A 22751-nucleotide genomic window follows, 5' to 3' on the forward strand; every position below is an offset into this window, starting at 1 on the left:
GGTGAAAAGCAGATAGACGGGAAACTGGACCTTCAGCGTCTCGTGCAATTCGCGCAGGCGGCTTCTTATCTCGGTGATATGCGGCTCGATCTGCTGGTCGTCGAGGCTGATAAGATCGGCGAGGCTGATGGCGAGGATCACGCCGTTGATCGGTTGCTTGACGCGGCTTTTCTTGAGTAGTCGCAGGAATGCAAGCCAGCTTGCCTTGTCGCGCTCGCGGTCCGATTCCTGCGTCGTGTAGCGGCCGGCCGTGTCGATCAGCACCGCTTCGTCGGTAAACCACCAGTCGCATAACCGTGTGCCGCCGACGCCGGCCACCGGCTGGGCATTGCCGAAGCCCGCAAGCGGAAACTTCAGCCCGGAATTGACCAGCGCCGTCGTCTTGCCGGCGCCTGGCGGCCCGATGATGATGTACCAGGGAATATCATAAAGGAAGTTGCGCTTACGGCTCGTCCGCCTCAGCGTTGCGATGGCTTCACTCATGCGTGCTTCGAGCACCTGTGAGTCGTCGCTCCGCTCGTCGCTGCGCACGATGGCCGTTTCGAGTGCCTTTTGCGCCTTGCGCCTTTGCCAGAAGCGAATGCCGTAGAACAGTGCAAGCGCCGCCATGGTCGCACCGATGATCACCGCCCTGAGCCACACGGACCCAAGCGGGCGGGTATCGGCGAAGCGGATCAGGGGTCCGGCATACCAGATGGCGGCCGAGTAGCCGGCCAAGGCAAGCACGCTGAAGATCGGCAGCACCCAGCCGACCAGCCGCTCCTGGCCGCGCCCGCTCACAACGCGTCCTCCTTTGGGATTATCACGTCGACGCGGCGGTTCTTGGCGCGCCCTTCAGCCGTCGCATTGTCGGCGATGGGTTCGTCTTCGCCCTTGCCATCGACGCTCAGGCGCGATGTGTCCTTCAACTGCTTGGCCATCAGGGCCTGCAGCGCTTTTGCGCGCGCCACGGAAAGATCGAAATTCGACTTGAACGGGCTCGACTTCTTTGGCTTCACATTGTCGGTATGGCCGACGATCTTGATCGGTCCGGGTTCGGCATCGAGCGCCGTGGCAATGTCCGCCGCGATGGGCTGGAATTGTGCCGTCGACTCGGCCTGGCCTGATACGAACAAAAGCTGGTTGCTGATCTCGACAACGATGAAGTCGCCCTTCGTGCCGACGCTCAGTCCGCCGCCGGCGACCTCCTTGGCGAGTGCCTTTCGGATGCGGTCGATCTGCGTGGTGTTCGCAGGAGGTGGTGGCGGGTTGGCTTGCACCGGTTCGCTGGGTGCCGCCACGCTGGCGCGTTCAATGGTAACCGGGGTGGAAGGATTGAGCGCCAGCAACTCGCCGGCCGTTACATCGCCTTCATTGGTGATCAATATCCTTAGCCAGAAAAAGGCCGCCGTCACCAGGGTCGCCGCGGCGGCTGCGATAGCCCACAGCGGCAGCCGCACTCCTGGCCTGGCCAGCGCCGCCGCCATGCCTTGCCACCGCGGCGAAATGTCTTCGGCGGCACGCGGCCGGAAATAGCGCAATGTGTCGTAGACGTCGTGCCGGACGCGCTCCAGCGCGTTGCGTTCACGCGGCAACCCCCGATACTGGCCCTGGAATCCCAGGGACAGGCAGGCATGCATCAATTCGAGCAGGTCGCAATGCGCTTCAGGCTTGGTGAGGATATTGTTCAGCGCTTCGTAAAAGCCCGCACCTGTGGACTGCGTGTGGAAGAACCTCACCACCATACTGTGCTGAGCCCAGCTTTGCTTTTCCGGCCAGGGTAGGTTGCCGATGAGATCGTCGGCAGTTTCGCAAAGTGCAAACTTTGCGATCCGCGCGTCTTCTTCCCCAATTCCGGCTTTGGCGGTGGTACGCTCGAACCTCTCGATAACGTCTGCGGTATGCTCCGCCAGAGCGGCCGCTTGCCATTCGACCGGTATCAACCGCAACTGGCCGAAAAGCATGAGCAAGGGGGCTGCGGCGGCAAGGATAGGATTGGCCGCGGCATACTTCACGCCGACGGTGGCGTTGAGCAAGACATCCTGCTGCAACGCCGGTGCCCTTGCAGGCACCGCTTCGTCGTCCTGAATGACCACGGTTCGGGACGACCAGCCGGGGGGCGTCTGCCGGCCGACGCCGGGGTCGAACACCGTCGATTCCCTGGCGGGTGATGGAAGAGGGGGCACGCTTGGCGCACCGGAACGACCGGGGGCCAAAAGCCGCTTTTGCCTTGGCCGTGGCGCGCGGATGACGGTTTTGTCCGGAGGCTCGGAGGAATCGTCCTTCGAGCTCATCGGCGCACCACCGTCGAGGTGCAACGAACATCTTTCACGGGAGGGGAAAGCGGCGCGCAAGGGTCAGGATCAGCAGCGAGCCGCGTGGAAAGCCTGATCTTGCCGAAACATGACATTCCTGCACACGCCCCAAGCCGCGCCGCTCTGCCAGCCTTGGCAAGCGCCCGTGTGTATTCTAGTCGCACAGGCAGCCGATTGAAATCGGAAAGCGGGCTGATCAAGCAAGCGGCCTCTTCTATGGGGCTCGTAATAGAGCCCGTAAGAGCGGTGCTAACGAGATTTGGCGAGTACGGCTATTTCTGCTTACAGGCCCTGGCATAGGCTTCAGCGAAATAGGCGAGGAAGACATCCAGCATGCCGTTTTCATGCTTGTCCTCCATCGTGCGCCACGTAGCGACGAGCGCATCCCAGGCTTGGCTTTTCCTGGATGAAAAGGAGGCAGGCGGGATCTTTTTGGCAATCGCCTCCGGCGACAGGTCGTCGAGCAGCCTCGCGAGTGCGGCCTGCATGGCGGCGTAGGTTGCGATTTCGTGGGTCTTCAGGTCGCCGAACGCGTCCTCGATGCTACGTTTGGCATCGAGATAGCCTGCCCGGCGCTTGGCAAACATGATCTCCAGCATGTCGTCGGTCCCCGGCACGAATTTCAGCGGGTTGTTGTCCTCGGCGCCGATCATCGTGCGGTGCGCGCTCTTGGCGAGCACCTTGGCCGCCGCGCGCGCCTTGAGCAGGAGGGACAGTTGCTCGACCGTGGTTCGCAAGACCCCGCCGATCTCGGTCGCGACGTCATGCGGGTCGCGTGACGACAACAGCTCCGGCGACAGACCGGCCGCCAAGGCGATGTCGCGAAGTATTCCGACCGCATCCGCCGGCTGCTTGGCTGGGACAGCCGGGCTGGGCAGCGGCGCCGAAGGCGTCGAGATGGGCGCTGCCTCGCCCGGTCGCTGCTGCCCCGGATTGAGGAATGGTGTACTGCCGAGTTCAACCGGCCTTCCCCTCGAGCGCGACAACTCGCGTTGCGTCGAACCGGTCCTTGCTTGCGCATGACCGGTGGCGCCGCGCTCTTCATCGATCGAAACGGTGATGACATAGCGGCCGATCAGCAGCCGGTCGCCTCGGGTCAGTCGATGCGGCGCATTGATGCGCTGGCTGGAGCCGTTGACGAAAGTGCCGTTGCGCGAGAGGTCATAAAGCCAGAACGAGCCCGTCTGATAGCGGACTTCGCAATGCCGGCCCGAGATGATTTTGTCGGGGTCCGAGAGTGTCCAGTCGCAACTTTCGCGCCCGATTTCAAAGCTGCGGTCGCGCGCGGCATAGCTCGTCGCGACCCCTGGCGGCAGCCTGTCGACATTGCTGATCTGGAGCGAAATGAACATTCGAGGCCACTGTCAACGCTGAAATCCAAGGTATTCTAGCAGCTTGCCAGCGCGGTGGGAGAGGTGCGTTTAACATGAATGCACTCTACGGTTAGCCATTGCTTTTGTTTGGCCGCCAGAAAACATATGCTAGGCTTGCAATGGTCCGGTGCGGTGAATTCGAAAACTTCCCGAACGTGATGCAGTTTGCAGGGCGGGGGCTTCAATCCATCACACTGAGGGCGGCGTCCAGGAGGGGCACGACCCATGCCGAACGAACGTGCCACGGTTGTGCAGACGCCGGTTGGCGCCGATGTGCTGACCTTTACCCATCTTGTCGGTCGTGACGAGATCAGCCGATCTTTCGCCTATACTGTCGGGTTCGTCAGCAAGAGCCGTGACATCGATCCGCTGAGGATGCTGGGCGGCCTCGTTTCGGTCGAAGGCGAATCGGATCCAAAGCGCTGGTTCAGCGGCCTGGTCTCGGATTTCAAGCTAACCCGCATCGAGGACCGGCTGGCGTTCTACGAGGCAACCGTCAGGCCGTGGCTCTGGTTCCTCGGCGATACCACGGACTGCCGCATTTTCCAGAACATGACCGCGGTCGAGATCATCGAAAAGATATTCTCCAAATACAGCATCGCCAAATTCGAAAAGCGGCTGCAGGGGTCTTATCCCTCGCGCGAATATTGCGTGCAGTATGATGAGAGCGATCTCGATTTCGTGCAGCGGCTGCTCGAGCACGAAGGCATCTTCTATTTCTTCGAGCATGACGAGGGCAAGCACACGCTGGTCCTGTGCGATGCGATGAGCAAGCTGAAGCCGGCGCCAGGCTATGAAAAGGTGCTCTATAATTTCGAAGGGCACGGCTCGCGGCGCGATGTCGAATACATTACCGAATGGATCCCGGGCAGTGCGGTGCGGCCAGGCGCCTATGCCCATACCGACTATGATTTCGAGAAGCCAGGCGCCGATCTGATGGCGAAATCCGCCCAGCCGTTCAGCCACAAGGAAGCCTCGGGCGAAAACTATCGCCAGCCCGGCGCGCATCTCGATGTCGGGCGGGGCGATAAGATTGCGGGTATCCGCCGCGAGGAACTTCAGGCGGTGCACCAGCACAGTACGGCGGTGGGCACCGTGCGCGGCCTCTTTTCAGGCTGCAAATTCACGCTCGAAAGCTTTCCGCGCGACGACCAAAATGCTGAATATCTGGTTACAAGCGCCGAATACCGGCTCTTCGATCCAGGCTATCGGACCCAGAACGAGGCCCACAACGAGAATTTCAAGGTGGTGCTTGGCGTGGCGCCCACCAAATTGCCCTACCGGCCGCCGCGCATCACGCCGCGTCCGATCATGCGCGGCCCGCAGACAGCGACCGTCGTCGGCCCGTCGGGCGAGGAAATCTTCACCGACAAATACGCGCGTGTGAAGGTACAATTCCATTGGGACCGCCTCGGCAAGAAGGACCAGAACTCGTCCTGTTTCGTGCGCGTGTCGCAGACCTGGGCCGGTAGCGGCTGGGGGTTCATCCAGATCCCACGTATCGGCCAGGAGGTCATCGTTGATTTCATCGAGGGCGATCCGGACCTGCCGATCATCACCGGCCGGGTCTACAATGCCGCCGAGATGCCGCCTTACGGGCTGCCGGGCAACGCGACGCAATCGGGCTGGAAGTCGAATTCGTCAAAAGGTGGCGGTGGCTACAACGAGTTGATGTTCGACGATAAGGCCGGTTCCGAGCTGGTCAACTTCCAGGCGCAGAAAGATCACCATTTGCTGATCAAGCATGATCGCAACAAGACCGTGCAGCACGACCAGTCCGACCGCATCGACCACGACGCCAAGCACTCCGTCGGCCACAACCTCGACGAAGACGTCGGGAATAACAAGACAGTCAAGATTGGCGTCAATCAAACGACCAATATCGGCAGCAACGACACCGAGACGGTAGGCGCGAATCGCTCGCTGATCGTCGGCGCCAACGAGACGATCCACGTCATAGCCAACTCGACGGAGAACATCGACGCCAGTCATTCTCAGGCGGTCGGACTGGTGCAGACGGTGACCGTGGGGGCGGCGCGCATCGACACGGTGGGCGCCACCGAGACACGCAGCGTCGGCGCGGCACAGACGAACACTATTGGGGCTTCGCGGTCGGTCACGGTTGGCACCACGCAGAGCCACGACATCGGGGCTTCCGATAGTTGGAATATTGGTGCCAGCCAGAGCGTCCAGGTGGGAGCGGACCAAAGCTTCGCGATCGCCAGCAGCCAGGCTTCTCAAATAGGCAAGGACCGCAACACCAAGATCGCCAACAATGACGTAACCGAGATTGGCGCGGCTCACGAAATCAAGATCGCTAAAGGCAGCATGACCCGCGTCGGCGAGGATACGACCGTAAATGTGGGCAAAACGTTTCTGCTTGAGGCCGGCGATTCGATAGCGCTTAAATGCGGGTCCGCGACAATCACGATGAAGAAAGACGGGACTATCACCATCGAAGGCAAGGACATCTCCATCAAGGGGTCCGGCAAGATCAACGTGAAAGCCTCGAGCGACATTACAATGAAGGGCTCGGAGATAAAGCAGAACTGAGGGCGCGCCATGGCGGTGACAAAAGAACGGATCGATGGCGTTGTGATCGGTATTTTCTTGGGTTTCGGCGAGGAATTACCTCTTGTGGTTTTTCCCGGCAATCCAATGGAAACTGCCGTTTCAGCGCGAAGCCTCACGGAATTGACTTCAGGCATGATCGGCGCCGAAGTGGCACTGCTCTTTCAGGACGGCGACCCAGGTCGGCCACTGATTGTCGGGCGCATCGTTGACCCGGCGCACAAGTCCAATGCACCGCACGTCGTTCGAGACGGAGAATGTGTGCGGATCAATGCGAACGAGCGAATTGAATTTCGCTGCGGCAAGGCCACAATCATCATGGAAAAGGACGGACGCATCACGATCCGCGGCACTTACGTGACGAGCCATGCCAGCGCTACGAACCGTATTCGTGGGGCATCGGTGAACTTGAACTGATGCCCAACGTTATCCTGCGCGAGATTGTGCGGCAGCACGCGGAAATGGCGGCGTTTCTTTGGACGGTCTATGACCATCATTTGCTGAATCCCGACGAGAATCCCGATATGGACGAGGAGCGGCTCGAGCGCCTCGTTGAAAGGCTGGATGCTCATCTCGATGGCCTTCGGGTCGCCGGCGACGCGGGACGGGAAATTGCGGAGGCCCTCTACGCCGAGTATCCCGAACCCGGAGAAATGTTCGTCTTGCGCATGTTGATCGACGGCGCGCCGAAACGCATTGCCGAACTCGACCTTGCCAAGGTTCGGGCATATCTGTCGCAGAACAGCCGTTCATGACCACAACACCTTCCGAACTTGTCGGTGGATGGGGCGAGCGACCAACTGAGTACTGTCAGATAAGTCGAAGGCCGTCATCATAGACGAGTGTAAGCGTCTTCCATCTTCGGCCATCAAACCGCCACGCGGTGTCGATGCCGGCGACGTACAGGAACTCGCCATCAGTGCGGAGATCTGAAGCAATGCCGGTGTCCTCGAACGGCTGAAGCGCGTCGGCCGTTTCGATATTGAGCCCGGCCTCATCGCCCCAGTAGGCTCTGCCATTGAAGCTTCGCACGGAGAGATATGTCATGTCGGCGGCGGCGGACATCTCGGTCACTTCATCATTTGCAATTCGAAGGCAGACGCTGTCATCGCCGGCAACCCTGATCTTGCCGTCCGGCGCGACGTCGATACCACGCAGCCGATCGTGCCGATGCGTTTCCAGGGACTGCCAGCCTGTTCCAATCAGACGGTGAAGAGTGCCCATCTCACCGCAGGCATAGATGCCCTGCTTAGGATGCCCATGAATATCCAGGTATTCATTAGTTTGGAGGGGCGTGATTGACTGCCACTGCGAGCCAACCAAGCGATAAGCCACCCCGTCCGATCCAACCGTAATCGGCCCTCCGTTATCCTCTGCCCAGACCTGCCTGAGGCTTTTGTCGCTGGCCTTATCACGCGTCCAAGTCGTACCGCCGTATCTCCAGATCCAGGTGGTGGCTTCAAGCGCGAACAACTCGCCTGAAGGCGCGGCTGAGAGCGCCATGAGCCATTCAGAAGTCACAAGGACCCCACGAGCTTTCTTAGGGTCGAAATTTTCGACGACAAAGATCACTGAGACAGTGGTGACGTAGTCGGCGTCGCTGAGCAGAAACAGGATCGCCACTTTGCCGCCGCTCAACGGTGCAATCTGCAGGCACTCGATGTCAGTATCCGGATCGGTTGCGAATCCCTCGAGGTCTTCCTTGTCCATCTTCATCCGCTTCATCCTCTTGCGTTTTTGTCGGCTAACAAGAAACCTTGGAGGGAGCGACATCTGCGGCTGTCACGACGATGGGCTCTCCTCCCGCTGCTTTTCTCAAGCGTTTTTTTGCGACTTGCACGAGTCGAGCCTGATCCTTCGCTTTGGGACATGTCGCGTGGCAGGCCTTCTTGTCCTTCACCTCCTTCTCGGATTTGTTCATGGCTTTCTTCATGTATTCCATATTGGCTGTCTTGAGGCACTCTGTGGCAGCGGCCTGCACGGCAAGCGGAATTTTCGGATCATCCAAATTCTTGACCGTGCTGTTCACGCAGGTGTCTGTAAAATCGCCGAGCTTGCCGGAGGAATTGTTGCTCAGCCAGTTACGGGCATCCGCCGACTTTAGGTTGTGCGGAGTTTTACGCTTCTTACCAACTACCTTTTTGCCGGGCGCGCCTGCCGCCTTTGCCTTGGCGGCTTCGCCTGCCAGCCATTTCGCCTTCATGCAAATACATGGCGCCTCCTTGTCGTCGTAGTCCTTGCAGCAGTCCAAGGTGAGGTCGCGCACGCCTTCGGCGGTGAAGAACTGGACCTCGACGGTATGCTCCTTTTCGTAGCCTTCCGGGCATTCCAGTTCCTTATACGGCTTTACCTCGAGATCGGAGCATTTGAAGGTTGCCGGCGTGGCAGTGGCCACTTTGGGCATTGGAGGTCCGCCCGCTGTAGGGGAGGCGTGATCGTTCGATGAAATGTCAGTGAAACGACTGATTGGCTCGCCATCCATCTTGACATCGCCGGACCAGGCGTGGGCGTATTCCTTGCCTGTATTTACCGAGGTGATGATGTTCTTCTTGGGCGCGCAGCCAGCCTCGTTGCCACTACATCTGGTGTAGTAGGATTTGTTTTTCTGCGTGACAGTCTTTCCACCAATCTTGACTGTGCCGGTTCCGTTGTCTGTGTCACTGTCCATTCCAAACGTTGGATAGGGAACCGGAACTCCGGGCGGTGTTGCCGGAGTTTGTGGCGGCGTGAAGCAGACGTAAGGAAAGGCCGCGATGACTTGGTTGGCCTGCGCTTTGCACGCAACCTCAAGGCCATTGGCGTAGACGGTCATGCCCTCGTTCCGTAACCAAACACAGCGGCGCCGCACGCACCTGCGTCGGAGGACGCCTCGATGAGAACCGGATTGCCAGCGGCATATCCTTTGCCGACTGCGGTCCACGCCATGCCGACCATAATTGGAACGGCTGCGGCGCCAATGTTGCCCAGAGACTCCGCGGGCGACCATAGGTCCTGGAACTCATGGCGCCCTCGCAACAGGCGGATCGAAGCAAGCGCGGTCTGCTTGAACCAGTATTGCTCGCCAATCAGGTCGGCGATGCGATAACCGAGCCGGTTCATGTCAATCCCGGTTTCGCGGAACGCTGCATCGTAAGCAGCCGCCATGCCATCGGCGCGCAATGGTAAATCCTGGTCGTTGTAAATAGAAGCCTCCTCGCGCGAAAGACCGAGACCGAAGAGTCTGAAACCGTTACCTTGCGCTCGGGTGCAGAGAATGGCCGCAGCAGCTTCGCCTGGAATGAAGCCGTTGGAATTATCCGCCGTCAGCAACCGTCCCTTGCCGAGGTAGTGAGAAATCGTTGGTCCGGTCAGATAGCTGTCGACACCTACAATCATGACATAGGGAGCTTCGCCAGATCCAATTAGTCTGCGCGCCTGATCGAACGCCACATGTCCGGAAGGACGACCATAAGACACGATACGAGAGCGCAGATGAGGTTCGATTTCAACGATCTTGCTGATCAGGCGGAGCAGCGCGAGATTGTCCCTAACCGGGCGGCCAGGCCTATCCTCCTCTGGCAGGCAGAGGATGAGCGCCGTCTGCCCTCGCACTTGCGGATGATTTTCGAAGGCTTCCGATATCGCTCCGGCTGCCAGATGAGCCATTCGTTTCTCGCCGATCCAGTTTCGTGGCAGCGGTACCGGCGCACCCGTAAGCCAACCCGCAGGTGAGCCAACGAAACGGGTCTCCTGGAAGCCATCGAGCCTAGCGCGTATTGCTGCGCAAGCTGAGGGCGCGTCGAGGCCAACGGCCGTGACCATACCAACCGCAACGATCTCGACCGGCGAGGTCATGCTTCCTCCTCCTCCGGCGCGGTGCCGTTGGCGCGGATATAGGTGCGGCCTGTCGCGCGTGCCCTCAGCATTGCCGGCGTCGGCGGACCGACCCAGCACTCGGAGAAATCGAGGATGGTCCGCTGGATCCGCTGTGAGGCGCGCCAGACTAATGAGAAGCGGCGCCTCTCGGGGTCAAGGAGGAGGGTGTCTGGAAAAATATCGGCTTCGTAGGCCTTTTGCCTACCTTTGAACAAGGTGATTGGCAATGCGGTTGCCGGCAGCCGAAAGCTTATAGGCCCATCGGGCGTGAGGTTTACCAGAGCCACCTCCTCGCCGCCTTTTGGATGGTCGATCTGCTGGTCCTCAGGCGCCATCTGGAAATAACGTTCGTCGAAGTCCGGCGGCAGGAACGGAAAGATGTTCTTCGTCCAGTTGTCGTCATAGGTGCCGCCAAACTCGATGCGGCCAGGCCAGCCGCGGCCCATCGGCCCGAAGCTCATCGGCTTGTAGTCGCCGAAGGGTGAGCGGATTTCTTCCCCGACGGCTTGGGTGTTTGGCAGTCGCAAGCCTGGGATGAGGCGCTGGTTCCTGGTGCGCGACCAGCCGGTGCCGACGGGGTTGTATTTGTGGCTGGCGGGGAGCTTGTCTTCAGGGTCCAGCCGGTCGACACCGCCCCACGCAACGTCATAGGAGATTGGTAGTTTCAGGAAGGGCTGCGGCGCCGTCGAGCTGAACACCGGGCCGATCGAACGCCATTCGCGGTGCCCAACAACTTCAAACAGTTTTGACCAGTTGCCGACCTTGACGCCGACCCGCACGCGTTCTGCCGGCCGTCCCCCGGGTGCATAGGCAAAGCCATTGGCGACCACATCGCAGCGGGGTTTGCGGAAAGCAAAATCGGTCTCCCAGAGCGTTGCTGAATAGCCGGGCACACCGGTCTGCGTGTCGGCCATGGCTAGCGGAACCTGCTCTGCCGATCTTTGAACTAGGTCACCAGGCTTCGCCGGAAAATCGAACGTGCCCTTTACCACAACGACGATCCATTCGTGGCCGGCCTTATCCATCCCCATGGTAAACTGATGCGGATAGCCCATCTGGTTCCAGATCTGCATCAACTGGTCTCCCAGCTTGCGGCGAAGATCTGCTCCAAGGTCGGCTGCGGCGCCTGCGGATCGACATCGAAAATATCCGAACGCGCGGTCCAGGCGACCAGGTCGTCAACGGCATCTTCATCGGGTTCGACACTCGGCACCGGCAGGGCGGACAACGCGGCATCCAGTTCGTCCGGCGCCAGCTCACCCCGCTGTGCGGCGAACGCGGCAGTTTCGACGCCATCGAACCATGCATCGGCATAAGCAAGCGTGAGAGGTGCCTCTGACAGGCGCGCGACAACGCTGAGCGGGAACTGCCTTCCGACCCGGTCGGCGCTCTGCACAATGACGCCCATCGATGGGCCGAAGGAGATCGGGCCAGCGAGGAAACGCAACGCCATGCCCTGGGACCAGGTTTCCATCCCGAACAGCGGCACGATGTGCTGCGCCAGCCAGCGGTCCCATGCGCGCACGAAATCCGCCGGCAGCCGCCGCGTCACGAAATCGCCGGTGGCGGGCATCTTGCCGTAGAAGCCGGGCTGGATCAGATCTGCGGCGGACATGTGAATTTCTTGAACATCTCGAGCGTATATGGGTTCTCGACGCTGGCGGCCTTGAGCTCGAAATCGGCCCACATCCCCTTGGTGCCGAGCCTCAGGCTGTAGACGTCGGTGAGCTTGTTCGCGGCAAAGCGGCCGCCGCGCAGCATTCTGAGCCAGGCCCAGCTGCCGGTCTCGTTGAGCATCACTTCGGGCGAGCCGTCGACCGGCTGAAAGGCGAGCGAGATCACGCCGGTGCCATCCTTGCCGGGCCACGTCATCGGCTGCGGCCTCGTCGCGTTGTTGTAGTAGACAAGATTCTGGCCATCAAGGTTGAGCGTGACCCGCGCCACGTTGGGTGAGAGGTCCTTGGGTTCCAGCGTGAAGTTCATCACCGGGCCAGTGCCGCCTGGAAACAGGTCGTCGCGGATATGCCTGGCCTGCTCGAACGCTGCGAGCGCCGCCGGGTCGAGGCCGAAATCGGCCCGCCATTTCCATGGTTCGCTGGCGGTGTCGACATAGTTGATCAGGTGGTCGTTGATGAACGCATCGATCATGCCAGTGGGTCCGAACAGACGCTGAAAGTCGCGCACATTGACGTCGACCGCGCTGTCGGCGCTGAATGGATAGCGGTTGTTGAGCGCCGCCTGGCAGAAGGGGAGTATGTCGGCCCGCCAGATGGCGTTGAGCTCGTTGGTCACGGCCTTCTGCGACAGGCCGCTGGTGTCGCCGGCAATGCCGCCGAGCCAGTCGTTGATCGGCGAGGGCAGGATCTGCGCCTGCCTGGCGACCGCGCCTGTCAGTTCGGCAAGGCCGCCCTGCTTCTTAATCGCATCCTGCGGGTTCGGATTGGCGGTGACCGTTTGCAGCACATTCGACAGCGCCGTCAGCGCCACTATCGCCGCGTCGAGCGCTGGCGGCTGGCCGTCGACCTGGGCGATGGTGCCTTTGAGCGGCTTGAAATGCTCGGCAACGAGGCTGCCGGTCATGTCCACGTGGCTGGCGGATCCGGCGCGCGGCAGGAGCTTCGCGCCTGTGGTCACGACCTTGCCCAGCTTGCCGAGCTTGCTGAAGAGCTTCGAGCCGGTGCTGGCGGCAGCGCCACTTTTGTCGCCGGCCGGCGCATCGTCGGAGCGGGTGAGGTCGGTCTCCTGCACGACTGCCGTCAACAGGCGCTTCAGCGCGGAGTCGGCGCTTGAAAGATCCTTGAGGTTCTCACTGGCGATGTTGAGATCGGTAAGCGGCGCAAGCCGCATGTCACGCAGGAAAGAGTCCCACTGCGCGATATAGTCGTCATAGTAGAGCTTCAAGATGTCCTGCGAGAGTGCTGAAACCGATGTCTCGGAATTCTCCGCGCAGCCGCCGGCAAACACCGCGCGATCGAGGGCCGCCTGTCCCGCGACATCCTCGACCCGATCGAGGATCGCGTCGTGGAAGCCGGCATAGGTATAGGGCCCGGGAACACCAACGCGCAACGTCTTGTCGGAGCGGCGCGCGAACACTTTGGCGCCGTTCGGCCCGGCGAAATTGGCCGGCACCCATTCCTTGACGGCTGCTACTTCCGGGTCGGCCAGGAGCTGCCTGTAGGCGCGCTCGGGCAGGGAGATCGTGCACACGGTCTTCAGCGCCTCGCCGACCAGTTGCTTGTCCGCGGCGATGTAGCTGTCGTCGATGGCCATGCGGCGGATCGCAGCGAGCTGGTGCTGTTCGGCGTCGGCGGTGGGGAAGGGCGGAGCCGGCGCGAATTGCGGCAGACTGTTCACCCACCAGTTTTGGACGAAATCGGTGTCCATCTGCGACAGGCCGGTCATCATCCGGTAGGTCTTCAGCGCGCCGAGCATGAAGTCCGGATCGCGGATCTGCCGCCACATCGTGGCTTCGAGCAGGGCGACCATGTGCGGCTCGAGCACGTTGCGCAGCGCATGGTCGTAGGTATCGGTCTGCGCGCGCGCCAACTCCGCCGAAGCAGTCGGCCCGAGCAGGTTATGGACAGCGTCCGGCGGGGCGGTGCGCGCCGTCGCCACGGCGTCCATGGCAGCTAGCGCACCGTCCATGGTCGGCTGCTCGACCTCGGCCGGCATGGCTGCGACCTCGGTGAGCGGCCCCTGCAGGGCTTCGAACTGGCTGGCCTGTTCGACGATCGCATTGCGGTTGTCGAGGTAAGACCAGGTGAACAGGCCGCCGGCCAGCAAAGCCGCGAGCGCACAGGCGACGGCAGCCCCGCGCCAGATCCAGGCGCGGCGACGCTGCGCCAGCGGATCGAACGTACCAAGGCCGGCCTCCTTGAAGATCACTTCGGTGAGAAGGTTCCTGAGGAAAAAGCTGCGCTTCTCGACACGCGACGCCGGCATGGCGCGGCGCGGTGGCAGCCCGAAGGAGGATGATAGCGCCGCGGTCAGCCGGTCAATGGGAGCGCCTTCCTGTGTCGCCGACGTCAGATAAAGGCCACGCAACCAGGCGGCTTCCTCGTAGCGGCTTTCGCCGAACATCGCCTCGATCAATGTCTTGATCGGCTCGCCAAGGCTCGCCAGCTGCGCCGGAAAGCGGAAGATCTCGGCGCGCTGGCCGAGCTTGTCTTCGTCTTCCAGGCGTGGCACCAGCCGCCGCTCAAGCTCCGCGGCAAGCCTGGCTAGCTCCGCTTGGATCGTGCCGGCGTTGACGCGGGCGTCGAGGGGAAAAGTCGTTCCCCACACCTGCTCGCGCGCCGTCGTCGACAAGCCGCCGAAGAAGGCTTCGAAGCCTTTGATCAGGTCTGCCTTGGTCAGCATCATGTAGACAGGCAGACGGATCTCCAGTCGTTCGTTCAGCTCCGCCAGTCGACGGCGGATCTTGCGGCCGTGCGCCTTGATCGCTTCGTCGCCCTCCGACAACGCATCGATCGACAGCGCGACAATGACGCCGTTGAGCGCGCGGCGGCCGCGGTGCTTTTTCAAAAGGTCAAGGAAACCCAGCCATTCCGCAGCGTCGACATCCGGCTGGCTCTCCTGCTGGACGTAGCGGCCCGCAGTGTCGATCAGCACCGCGTTTTCGGAGAAGAACCAGTCACAATTGCGCGTGCCGCCGACGCCCTGCAAATCATCGGTGAGGTCGATCGGGAAATTGAGGCCCGATTGGCGCAATGCCGTGGTCTTGCCGGTGGCTGGCGGCCCAACGATTACATACCACGGCATCTCGCGCAGGAATTTTCTGCCGCCGAGCTTGCGCCGCTTGAGCTCGGCCATCACCTCGCGGAACTTGGCGCCGACGGCCGCGACGCTCTCCTCGCCGGGGGTGAGTTGTTTTTCGGCCACGGGTGCTGCGATCTCCGCGACGAACATGCGGTTAGCGCGGATGGCACGCCGCTGCGCGACGATCAGCCAGATCAGCCACAGGATGATCAGCCCCGCGATCATGGCGATGCGCACATTCTCGGATTCGAATGGCGCGTAAGGACCGACCTTTACGATCGGGCCGAACACCCAGATCAAGAGCGAAAGCAGCGCGATGCCAATCAGCGTCCACAGGAATCGCGAGGTGATGACGGCCCAGAGGAAGCGCAGGATGAACATCTCAGAGTCTCTTCTCGACCAGGACCTCAACGCGCCGGTTGAGCGCACGGCCCTCGCGCGTCGCGTTGTCGGCCACAGGATCGGTCTCGGCGCGCCCTTCGGAATGGATGTGCTCCTGTGGCACGCCAGCCTGAACCAGGAGGTCCGCTATGGTCTGGGCGCGCGCCTCCGAGAGCCGCTGGTTGCTCGCGAGCGGGTTGGACCGTTGCAGGCGCACATTGTCGGTATGGCCGATGATCGTGATGTTTCCGATCAGCTCCTGATTGGCGAGGATCACTTTGGCGATCGAGGCGATCAGCGGCTCGTACCCTTGCGACAGCGTCGGCCGCGAGGACTGGAACAGCTCGGGGTTGGAAGACTGGATGATCAGCTTGGCCAGCGAGACGCTCTCGGTGCCGCTGAGCGCGCCCTTGAGGCTGGCTGGCGCTTCGGCCTTGAACGCGGGCAACAGCGCGAAATCGACCGGCTGCGGTGCCTCGGGTTCAGGAGCATCTTGCTTGGGCGCGGCGCGAGCGACGTCGCCGCGGGAGGCCGGCGGCAGCGTGCGCACGAGCGCGGAGAGTTCAATCGCCTGGCTGCTCAAGCTCACCGATAGACCGATGTAAGCGGCGGCGGCGGCGACAATTGCGGCAAGTGCCATCACCCAGATCGGGACGATGAAGCGCTGCGGCTCGTCGGACGCGATCACGCCTTTCCAGTTCGGCGACAGCGGTGCGTTCTCGGCGTCCGCATCGCGCAGGAAGCGCGCGGCTGCCACACGCACGGCATTGAGCGAGCGGTCGCCGGCGCGGCCGGGCACCCGATACTTGCCGCGGAAGCCGAGCGCCAGACAGTAATACTGAAGCTCCAGCATTTCGCGGTCGCGGTTGGGATGGCGCTCCAGCTCGTCAAGGCGGGTGAAAAACTGGGTCCCGGCATCAACGTCGCCGCGTAGCATGACCACGAGCGGCTGGCGCGGCCAGGCGCTGGCGCCGCCCCATGGCGTGTTGAGTGCCAGGTCGTCGAGCAACGCCGCCACGGCCCATGCTGCCTGGTCGGCGCGTTCCAGCGAGGAGCCCGCTGCCATCGCGGCGTCGCGCGCCTGAACCAACTCGTCGAGCAGGCGCGTGCGCATTGCTTCCGGGTTCTCCGGCGCCAGTGCGCTTTCGAGCTCGGGCGCGAATTCGAGCAATGGCGCGAAGATGTTGATGAGCGGGTTGGGATGAGCGCGCGCCCGTTTGACCGGCGCGCCCGGCGCCAACGGCGCCATCGGCCGGGGTGCAGCGCCGGTCAGCCGGATGCGTGTGCGCTCGCGATCCTCCGACAGTCCGAAAGGATCATCCCGGCTCATGGCCTCACCTGTTCACCGAATAGCAGTCGACCTGCGGCTCGCTCTCCAGGACACCGGAAACGCCGATGACGAATCCCGGGGCGTCGAGCAAGGAGGCCCAATGCTCGCTCTTCTGGTCGAGCTCCAGGCACAGCCGGTCACCATCATAGGGAATCTCGCGTGGTTGCGAATGAAGCGGTTTCAGCGGAATTCCGGGCAGGCGCGACTTCCAAAGTCCTTCGAACTCGTCTGCGGCGCCGACTGTCGCCTGGTTGACGAAGATCTTGCGCAGCGCGTCGTCCGAGAGTTCCGATCCAACACGGATGACGATGCGGCTGGCGATGAGGAGCTTAGGGTTGTCGATGCGCACCTTCCAGACATTGGTCGCGTGCCGCATGACCGGCAGCGCGCGCGATTTCGGTTCGATGTAACGCAGGCTGAGGATGAGCGAACGCAAGGCGTCGGCCAGTGCCATATAGGCGGGGCCGGGGGCCATGTGGTCGTAGGCCGGCAATTCGCCGAGCCGCCGCGAGCTCGAGCCGTAGGTTGTCATCTCGCCGGCCAGTCCGGCAAGTTCGAGATAGAGTTCGGCAGGATGAAAGACATCCTGCGCAAGCATATGGGCAAGCCGGGGGCGAGCGGCATTGGCCAGGTGCAGCATCAAGAGGTCTTCGACGCTGCGGCCGGCGCCGCCCATCACCATCTTGCCATGCGCTTCGGCGATCTGGTCGAGGCCGGTGACGACCTCCTGCAGCAATTGCCGGTACCAATGGACCGCGCCGGTGACCAGCGTCGGCGGCAGGAACGTCTCGTCGAGCGAGACGCCGCCGTCGGCGCGCAGACCTTTTATGTGGGCGATCGGCAAGGCGGTATAACCGCCCGCCGATTTGCCGGGCGCAAGCAGGGCCGCATGCGGCCGGGCGATCTCGATCTCTTCGGGATCGGCGCCGCCCTGGACGGCGTCGCGCACTGAAACGATTTTGCCGTGGTAACGCGCGCCCGTCGATGCGGCATGCGCCGGATCGTATCCGACGCCACCGGGCGGCTCGAGCGGCAGTGCAAGCAGCACCGGCCCGGCGCCGGTGTCGGCCGTGACCGGCAGCGGCTTCGGCGCGTCCATCAGGTCCGGGATGGAGAAGGGCGTGCCGTCCGGGAGGATGCCCCGGGCGGATACGATCGAGACCTGACCGGCGTCGAGCAGCGACTGGTCGAGGGTCAGGTGCTGGAAGCCGAAAGTATGAAGCTGGCCGGCCTGCAATGCGCCGCGCACCATGCCTTCGAAGAACCGATCCTGCTGCTGGAAGTGCTGGGTCCTGAGAAACAGGCCCTCCGACCACAGCACCCTGTTTGCATCGCTCATACCGTTACTTTCTGCACGCACCCGTCTGCCTTGTCGCTAGGCGGAAATGCCGCCCTTGCCGAGGCTGACGTTGATGGTGAATTTCGACCCTGGCGACACCGACTTGGTGGTGCGCCAGTTGCGTCCACCCGGCTCGCGGATGAGCGCCACGAAGCCGAGCGCCGTCGCGTTTGGCTCGACCGTGATGGTCTTGGCCGCCGTCTTGCCAGGCGCAACCGAGATCGCGTCGGAGCCGATGAGGTCGGCACCGAGGGCCGAGCCCGCGTCGCCCTGAAGCGCGAAATAGTCGGCGGAGTTAAACTTGCCGGTGCTGGCAAGTCGCACCACCAATACGGTCACCGGCCGGTCGCCGCCGCCCGGTCCTGGATTCATGCCCGCACCGCCGGTGACGTTGACCGAGATAACCGATGGTTTCGGCGGGCCGCTCTGGCAAGCCGCCAGCAGCCCCGTAGCGCCAAGGGCAACGACGAATTCGCGTCGGTCGATCATGTCCTACTCCTCTTCATATGCGTCCCTGAAGTCTGCGCCGATCTCGCCCAGGAAACTCGATTCCGCGCTCTGGGCGATGTCGCGATGGCGTTTCTGGTAGAGCTCCCACAGCTTGGCGTTACGCCCGCCGGAGAGCAGATTGCCGATGGCGGAGTTCGATTTGAGCTCCTCTTCGATCGCGGCAGGATCAAAACGGTCGATCATGCGCCGAAGTGCTGCCTGGACGCCCCGCCAGGCGCGTACGTGATGCTGTGCAAGATCCTTCACCGCGTCGCCGATTGCCGCCTCGCCGGAGAGAAAGCCCGGACTGCGTTCCGAGATGATGGTGACGACGACATCCTCGACCGTCGGCAGGAATTTAAGCGGATTGACCTCGGAAGCGCCGACCATCGTCTGGGCGACACGCGCGCTTCCCTTCTCCTCAGCGCGTTTGCGCAGGAGCTGCATCAGGCCCTCCAGCATCAGCCTGTATTCACGACCGAATTTTTCCATTTCGGCGATCGCATCGCGGCCGGGAAAATCGGCGTCCTCGACACCCAGGCCGCGCAAGAATGCGGCGCGAAGCGCCATATCGCTTGCTGCTGGCTGCGCCGGGCGCGCCAGCTTCGCCGCTGCAACGGCTCGGCGCGGTGCCTGCGATGCGGCTGCCTGCGGCATATCCCAAGGATTGCCGGCGCGGGGCTTTTCAGCCTGATGCTGGGCACGTCCTGCGGGATCGGCGCCGTTGCTGAGAGGTGGCGTAGCGGCCGGCCCAAGGCTGAAATCGTCATCGAAGCTGGCCGGCTTTGCTGTGTGCCAGGACGCATCGCTGGGCGAAGACATTTCGCCCAACCCGAAGGGATCCGGCTGGCCCGCGGCAGCGGCGTCGCTGGCTTGCGGCGTTGCCACCGGGTCGAGGCTGAACGGGTCATCAAAGGCAGGCGAACTGCGTTGGTTCGATGCGCGATCATAAGCCCCCGGCGCGGGCTGCTCGAACGGGTTGGGCAAATCCGCTGGACGGGGCGTGCGCGGTTCTTCCTCGATCCTGGCCGAGAAGAAGTCGTCGCTGCCGATGCTGGCCGGCGTTCGCGCTCGCAACGATGACCACGCCGGCGTGGTATGGCTGGCGACCGGGGCCGGGCGGGCTGACGTCTGGCTCGCTTTGGACTGAATCTCGACATGGAACACGTAATCGCCCATGCGCAGCCGCATGCCGCTTTGCAGCCGCATCAACCTGCCAGGTCCTACGGGGCTGTCGGAATCGTCGACGAACAATCCGCTGCTCGACGTGTCGGTAACGAAATAGCCGTCCTGGTTGCCGCTGATCTTGCAATGCGCGCGCGAGACGAACATGTCCGGGTCGTCGATCTGCCAGCCAGCATCGGCATTGCGCCCGATCACCAATTCGCCCTCGTCCAGGCGGGTCTGCCGGACCACTTGCGACCGAGGGCCTTGTTCCAGGGTCAGCAGCAGGGTCATGCGGCCGCCTCCGCCATTTCGGGCCGCCAGCCGACGATGGTGTGCAATCTGAGATCGTCGGCATCCCCCCTATCTGCGGGCCGTTCGAGCCAGACCGTCCGGCCAAGCTGGACAGTCCCGACCCGTGGCGGGGGCACGTCATCGCGCGCCAGCACGATGCGCAAATCGACATCGAGCGCTTCGCCGATCATGTCGCGCACAGCTTTCTTGAACAGGCCTAGGCGCCGTTCGCCGGGCAGGAAAGACTTGAACTCGTCGAGGCTCAGCGGACCGACGCGCAATTCGATCCTGCTCTGGCGGCTGAACACCCGCGGCCCGATCGTCGCCCCGCGTCCGAGCCCGGCATAGGCCTTGCCGAGACGCGTCTGCAGTGGCGTGGGTATGGTGATCCAAGCGGCAACGAACTCCTTGATCCGCAGCGGCACCTTGAAGGCCGTGGTGAGAAACAGTGTCAGCCGCTCCACGCCGTCGACCTGGTTGGCCAGCGATCCAGCCTGTCGTAGGCGCACTGTCTCGAGTTCGGGGTCCTGCGTCCCGGGGAGGCCGATCCCCGACATTGCCTCCAGCATGGCTCGAACGTGCCCACCGACGGAACGCTCGACCTGCACCGCTGGATGCGCATCGGCCCAGGCGCGGTAGTAAAGCGCTATCATCCGATGCTGCAGGATGTTGACGAAATCGACGAAGGTCGTGTCGCTGGTCTGCTCGGCATCGGCCCCTGTAAACCAGCGCTGCGACAGCCGGTCGAGCACCCAGCGCGTCAGATGCAATGGCATCGGTCCTTCCGGTCCAAGCAGCCCGAAATTGGCGACGGTCACTCGCGCCCGGGCCTTGTCCCCGGCGTCCTCGACCTTGACGACGTCCCGGGCCGAAAAGCTCAGACCCACATGCTGGCCGAGTCTCGCCGGCTCGCGGTCAGCCGTTCCGGAATGGCCGAACAATCCGCCGCGCTGCTCCAGGCGTCGCAGCAACTCGAAAAAGTCGAAGCTTTCCGACAACGCTTCGGCCGCGACCATTGCGTGCTGCGCTAGATCAGGTAGCGATTGCCGGGCGTCATCGGCCATGGCACATCCTCCTGCTTCTGCAGCAATCGCGTACGGGTCCGCACAAATCCGTTTATGCCCGCATGGCGGGCGAACAGCCGCGAAAGCAGGGCCGAAAGCAGCAATAAGCTTTGACCGGCCAGCACGGATTGGTCGATATGCAGTGTGACCTCGGTGCCGCGTCCGAAGCACATTGGCCCATCGATCCGGAGCCTCTCGATCACCGGGCGCGAATCGATGCGCACGATCGAGTGCACGTTGCGGGCAAGACCCGGATCGCCCCGATCGGCATAGAGGTCGAGCAAAGCATGCAGCGGATCGACACCACGGCCTTCCTTGGCAAGGCTGAGGAAGTTGAGCGAGAGCTGCGCCACCAGCCGCCAGGCAAGGTTGTCGGCGCGCGATTCACCTTCAGCCCCGGCCGGCAGAGATGCCGGGATGGCCGGCTGCGGCGGCCGCAGTGCCCCAAGCAAGCGCACCGCTTCGACCGGATCGGCCGTCTCCAGCGTAAGCGTCGGCGTGTCGTCCAGGATCGGCAGGTCGCGATTGGTGCAAAGCGCCACGATGCCGAGGCGCTTGAGCAGCCGGTTTGGCGTGCTTCCTGGCGGGCGCGAGACGGCGATAAAGACATCATCGCCCGTGTAGGAGGTGCGGGTCAGGCCGTCGCGCCGCTCGTCCTCGGTGGCCCGGCGCGGACGTCGCTCAGTCGAATAGACCCAGCCGCTGCCGCGGTTTTGCCCCAGGCTGAACAGTTCGGGAATTGTCGCCTCGCCGCTCTCCGCGTCGGCATCCTCGACCCGGGTGACCCGGAATATCTCAAAATCCCGCGCCCGGGTGCGGTCGGCGTGCAGCACCTGGCGCGTTTTGCGCGGATCGATCTCAATGTCGTTGCATTCGCGTTCGAAGAGATTGATGACCGGCGTCACGAAGAGCTCGAATTCGGCAGCCGTCACATCGGCGAGTTCAGGCACCGCACGCCGGAACAGGAAGATGATCTCCATCCCCGCCTCGCACGCGCGCACCACCGGCTGGAGGCCGGCAACCCGTACATAATGGAAGCGCTCCGGGATCATGAAATATTCGCGCAGCAGCCGATATCCCTCGAAGGTGGGACGGGTGCGCGGCATCAGCGCTTCGTCGTCGTGAATACCTATCATTTCGGGTTCGGGCAGCGCCGATAGCGCATTGGTCTTGCCTTGCGCCCGCGCGCCGACGGCCGAGCAGGCGCCGAAGATCGCATCGAAAATCACCGGCGCCTTGGCACGGCCGGCGAAATAGAGGTCGAGACGATCGAGCGACAGGTCGCTGAGCTTGCCTTTTCCTGTCCGGGCGAAGGTGACGCGCAAGGCCGCTTCGCCACGCATGTCGCCGACCGGCGCGATTCCGGCGGCGGCGAGCGCGCTACGATCCTGGAAATAGCTGACCGAGGTGATGGCGATCGGCCACAGCGTGACCTCTTGCGCGGTGGTGAAGGTGGAGCGTGTCGAAAGCCCTGGATGCAGGGTGGAGACCAGTCGCGTGCCGCGCGCGATGGCGTGGCCAGCGATCATCGAGTGCACTTGCTGGCCGGGTTTCAGCACAGCCATCCCCGTCGCCGGCGCCGGCGCCACCAGATCGGGGTAAAGCACATCGAGCACGGCGCGCGAGAAGCGCGAGCGCTCCGCGTCGACCTTCAGACGGGTGCGCGCGGCGAGGAAGGCAACGCCGTCAAGCAGCCGTTCCACATAAGGATCGGGACACGGGACCGTGTCGAGGGAAAGATTACGAGCAACCGCCGGATGCATGTCTGCGAATTCCGCGGCCAGCGCCCGGATATGGGTCAGTTCTTCTTCGTAATATTCGACAAAGACCCGATCCATC

At 62.7% G+C, this 22751-nt stretch carries 18 protein-coding genes; 3 read left to right on the plus strand and 15 right to left on the minus strand.

Annotated elements, in window-relative coordinates:
- The 3 genes from FJ941_RS25625 to tagH (FJ941_RS25635) all read right to left on the minus strand — a co-directional run.
- Positions 1-756 (minus strand): type VI secretion protein IcmF/TssM N-terminal domain-containing protein (locus FJ941_RS25625; protein WP_348640761.1); only part of this gene is annotated, 756 nt, incomplete at its 3' end.
- 20 nt (positions 757-776) lie between these two features.
- The gene (gene tssL / locus FJ941_RS25630) at positions 777-2129 is read right to left on the minus strand and encodes a type VI secretion system protein TssL, long form (protein ID WP_348640757.1); all 1353 of its coding nucleotides are present in this window, start codon (positions 2127-2129) and stop codon (positions 777-779) included.
- Between the two features lie 437 nt (positions 2130-2566).
- On the minus strand, positions 2567-3646 hold the full coding sequence (gene tagH, locus FJ941_RS25635; protein WP_140510011.1) for a type VI secretion system-associated FHA domain protein TagH: 1080 nt from the start codon (positions 3644-3646) through the stop codon (positions 2567-2569).
- A 246-nt stretch (positions 3647-3892) separates the two neighbouring features.
- Between tagH (FJ941_RS25635) and tssI the strand changes: the two genes are divergently transcribed.
- From tssI to FJ941_RS25650, 3 genes are read left to right on the plus strand one after another with little or no spacing between them, the layout of a single operon-like run.
- A complete protein-coding gene (tssI, locus tag FJ941_RS25640) occupies positions 3893-6220 on the plus strand; it encodes a type VI secretion system tip protein TssI/VgrG (protein WP_140510013.1) in 2328 nt (775 codons plus the stop codon).
- A 9-nt stretch (positions 6221-6229) separates the two neighbouring features.
- Positions 6230-6655: a DUF6484 domain-containing protein gene (locus FJ941_RS25645; protein ID WP_140510015.1), complete on the plus strand. Its 426-nt coding sequence runs from the start codon at positions 6230-6232 to the stop codon at positions 6653-6655.
- A complete protein-coding gene (locus tag FJ941_RS25650) occupies positions 6655-6993 on the plus strand; it encodes a hypothetical protein (protein ID WP_140510017.1) in 339 nt (112 codons plus the stop codon). Before FJ941_RS25645 ends, FJ941_RS25650 begins: the two co-directional genes overlap by 1 nt.
- A gap of 55 nt (positions 6994-7048) precedes the next feature.
- Here FJ941_RS25650 and FJ941_RS25655 read toward each other — a convergent pair whose 3' ends face one another.
- The 12 genes from FJ941_RS25655 to tssF are packed head-to-tail and all read right to left on the minus strand — an operon-like array spanning position 7049 to position 22750.
- Positions 7049-7954, minus strand: a complete 906-nt coding sequence (locus FJ941_RS25655) for a hypothetical protein (protein WP_140510019.1) — start codon at positions 7952-7954, stop codon at positions 7049-7051.
- Between the two features lie 28 nt (positions 7955-7982).
- Positions 7983-9050: a PAAR-like domain-containing protein gene (locus tag FJ941_RS29540; RefSeq protein ID WP_246674002.1), complete on the minus strand. Its 1068-nt coding sequence runs from the start codon at positions 9048-9050 to the stop codon at positions 7983-7985.
- Positions 9047-10072: a 3-oxoacyl-ACP synthase gene (locus FJ941_RS25665; RefSeq protein ID WP_140510021.1), complete on the minus strand. Its 1026-nt coding sequence runs from the start codon at positions 10070-10072 to the stop codon at positions 9047-9049. Before FJ941_RS25665 ends, FJ941_RS29540 begins: the two co-directional genes overlap by 4 nt.
- Positions 10069-11166: a DUF2169 domain-containing protein gene (locus FJ941_RS25670; RefSeq protein WP_140510024.1), complete on the minus strand. Its 1098-nt coding sequence runs from the start codon at positions 11164-11166 to the stop codon at positions 10069-10071. Before FJ941_RS25670 ends, FJ941_RS25665 begins: the two co-directional genes overlap by 4 nt.
- The gene (gene tagF / locus FJ941_RS25675) at positions 11166-11708 is read right to left on the minus strand and encodes a type VI secretion system-associated protein TagF (protein WP_140510027.1); all 543 of its coding nucleotides are present in this window, start codon (positions 11706-11708) and stop codon (positions 11166-11168) included. The genes FJ941_RS25670 and tagF overlap by 1 nt, the downstream gene beginning before the upstream one ends.
- Positions 11690-15232: a type VI secretion system membrane subunit TssM gene (gene tssM / locus FJ941_RS25680; RefSeq protein ID WP_140510030.1), complete on the minus strand. Its 3543-nt coding sequence runs from the start codon at positions 15230-15232 to the stop codon at positions 11690-11692. The genes tagF and tssM overlap by 19 nt, the downstream gene beginning before the upstream one ends.
- Before the next feature lies 1 nt (position 15233).
- Positions 15234-16562 (minus strand): type VI secretion system protein TssL, long form, encoded by a 1329-nt coding sequence (gene tssL, locus FJ941_RS25685; RefSeq protein ID WP_140510033.1) that lies wholly within the window; start codon positions 16560-16562, stop codon positions 15234-15236.
- A 4-nt stretch (positions 16563-16566) separates the two neighbouring features.
- Complete coding sequence (gene tssK / locus FJ941_RS25690; protein ID WP_140510035.1) at positions 16567-17901, minus strand: type VI secretion system baseplate subunit TssK; 1335 nt, start codon at positions 17899-17901, stop codon at positions 16567-16569.
- Between the two features lie 36 nt (positions 17902-17937).
- Complete coding sequence (gene tssJ / locus FJ941_RS25695) at positions 17938-18390, minus strand: type VI secretion system lipoprotein TssJ (protein WP_140510037.1); 453 nt, start codon at positions 18388-18390, stop codon at positions 17938-17940.
- Between the two features lie 3 nt (positions 18391-18393).
- Positions 18394-19848, minus strand: a complete 1455-nt coding sequence (gene tagH, locus FJ941_RS25700) for a type VI secretion system-associated FHA domain protein TagH (RefSeq protein ID WP_140510039.1) — start codon at positions 19846-19848, stop codon at positions 18394-18396.
- Positions 19845-20912: a type VI secretion system baseplate subunit TssG gene (gene tssG, locus FJ941_RS25705; protein WP_140510041.1), complete on the minus strand. Its 1068-nt coding sequence runs from the start codon at positions 20910-20912 to the stop codon at positions 19845-19847. Before tssG ends, tagH (FJ941_RS25700) begins: the two co-directional genes overlap by 4 nt.
- The gene (gene tssF, locus FJ941_RS25710; protein ID WP_140510043.1) at positions 20876-22750 is read right to left on the minus strand and encodes a type VI secretion system baseplate subunit TssF; all 1875 of its coding nucleotides are present in this window, start codon (positions 22748-22750) and stop codon (positions 20876-20878) included. The genes tssG and tssF overlap by 37 nt, the downstream gene beginning before the upstream one ends.
- Between the last annotated feature and the right edge of the window lies 1 nt (position 22751).

Source organism: Mesorhizobium sp. B2-3-13 (genome assembly GCF_006442195.1).
Classification (GTDB): Bacteria; Pseudomonadota; Alphaproteobacteria; order Rhizobiales; family Rhizobiaceae; genus Mesorhizobium; species Mesorhizobium salmacidum.

Coding starts and splice junctions, on each gene's coding strand:
- tssL (WP_140510033.1), bottom strand. CDS start 16,562: ATGAGCCGGGATGATCCTTTCGGACTGTCGGAGGATCGCGAGCGCACA.
- tssF (WP_140510043.1), bottom strand. CDS start 22,750: ATGGATCGGGTCTTTGTCGAATATTACGAAGAAGAACTGACCCATATC.
- FJ941_RS25665 (WP_140510021.1), bottom strand. CDS start 10,072: ATGACCTCGCCGGTCGAGATCGTTGCGGTTGGTATGGTCACGGCCGTT.
- tssI (WP_140510013.1), top strand. CDS start 3,893: ATGCCGAACGAACGTGCCACGGTTGTGCAGACGCCGGTTGGCGCCGAT.
- tssG (WP_140510041.1), bottom strand. CDS start 20,912: ATGGCCGATGACGCCCGGCAATCGCTACCTGATCTAGCGCAGCACGCA.
- tssM (WP_140510030.1), bottom strand. CDS start 15,232: ATGTTCATCCTGCGCTTCCTCTGGGCCGTCATCACCTCGCGATTCCTG.
- tssK (WP_140510035.1), bottom strand. CDS start 17,901: ATGAGCGATGCAAACAGGGTGCTGTGGTCGGAGGGCCTGTTTCTCAGG.
- FJ941_RS25655 (WP_140510019.1), bottom strand. CDS start 7,954: ATGAAGATGGACAAGGAAGACCTCGAGGGATTCGCAACCGATCCGGAT.
- FJ941_RS25670 (WP_140510024.1), bottom strand. CDS start 11,166: ATGCAGATCTGGAACCAGATGGGCTATCCGCATCAGTTTACCATGGGG.
- tagF (WP_140510027.1), bottom strand. CDS start 11,708: ATGTCCGCCGCAGATCTGATCCAGCCCGGCTTCTACGGCAAGATGCCC.
- tagH (WP_140510011.1), bottom strand. CDS start 3,646: ATGTTCATTTCGCTCCAGATCAGCAATGTCGACAGGCTGCCGCCAGGG.
- FJ941_RS29540 (WP_246674002.1), bottom strand. CDS start 9,050: ATGACCGTCTACGCCAATGGCCTTGAGGTTGCGTGCAAAGCGCAGGCC.
- tagH (WP_140510039.1), bottom strand. CDS start 19,848: ATGACCCTGCTGCTGACCCTGGAACAAGGCCCTCGGTCGCAAGTGGTC.
- tssJ (WP_140510037.1), bottom strand. CDS start 18,390: ATGATCGACCGACGCGAATTCGTCGTTGCCCTTGGCGCTACGGGGCTG.
- FJ941_RS25650 (WP_140510017.1), top strand. CDS start 6,655: ATGCCCAACGTTATCCTGCGCGAGATTGTGCGGCAGCACGCGGAAATG.
- FJ941_RS25645 (WP_140510015.1), top strand. CDS start 6,230: ATGGCGGTGACAAAAGAACGGATCGATGGCGTTGTGATCGGTATTTTC.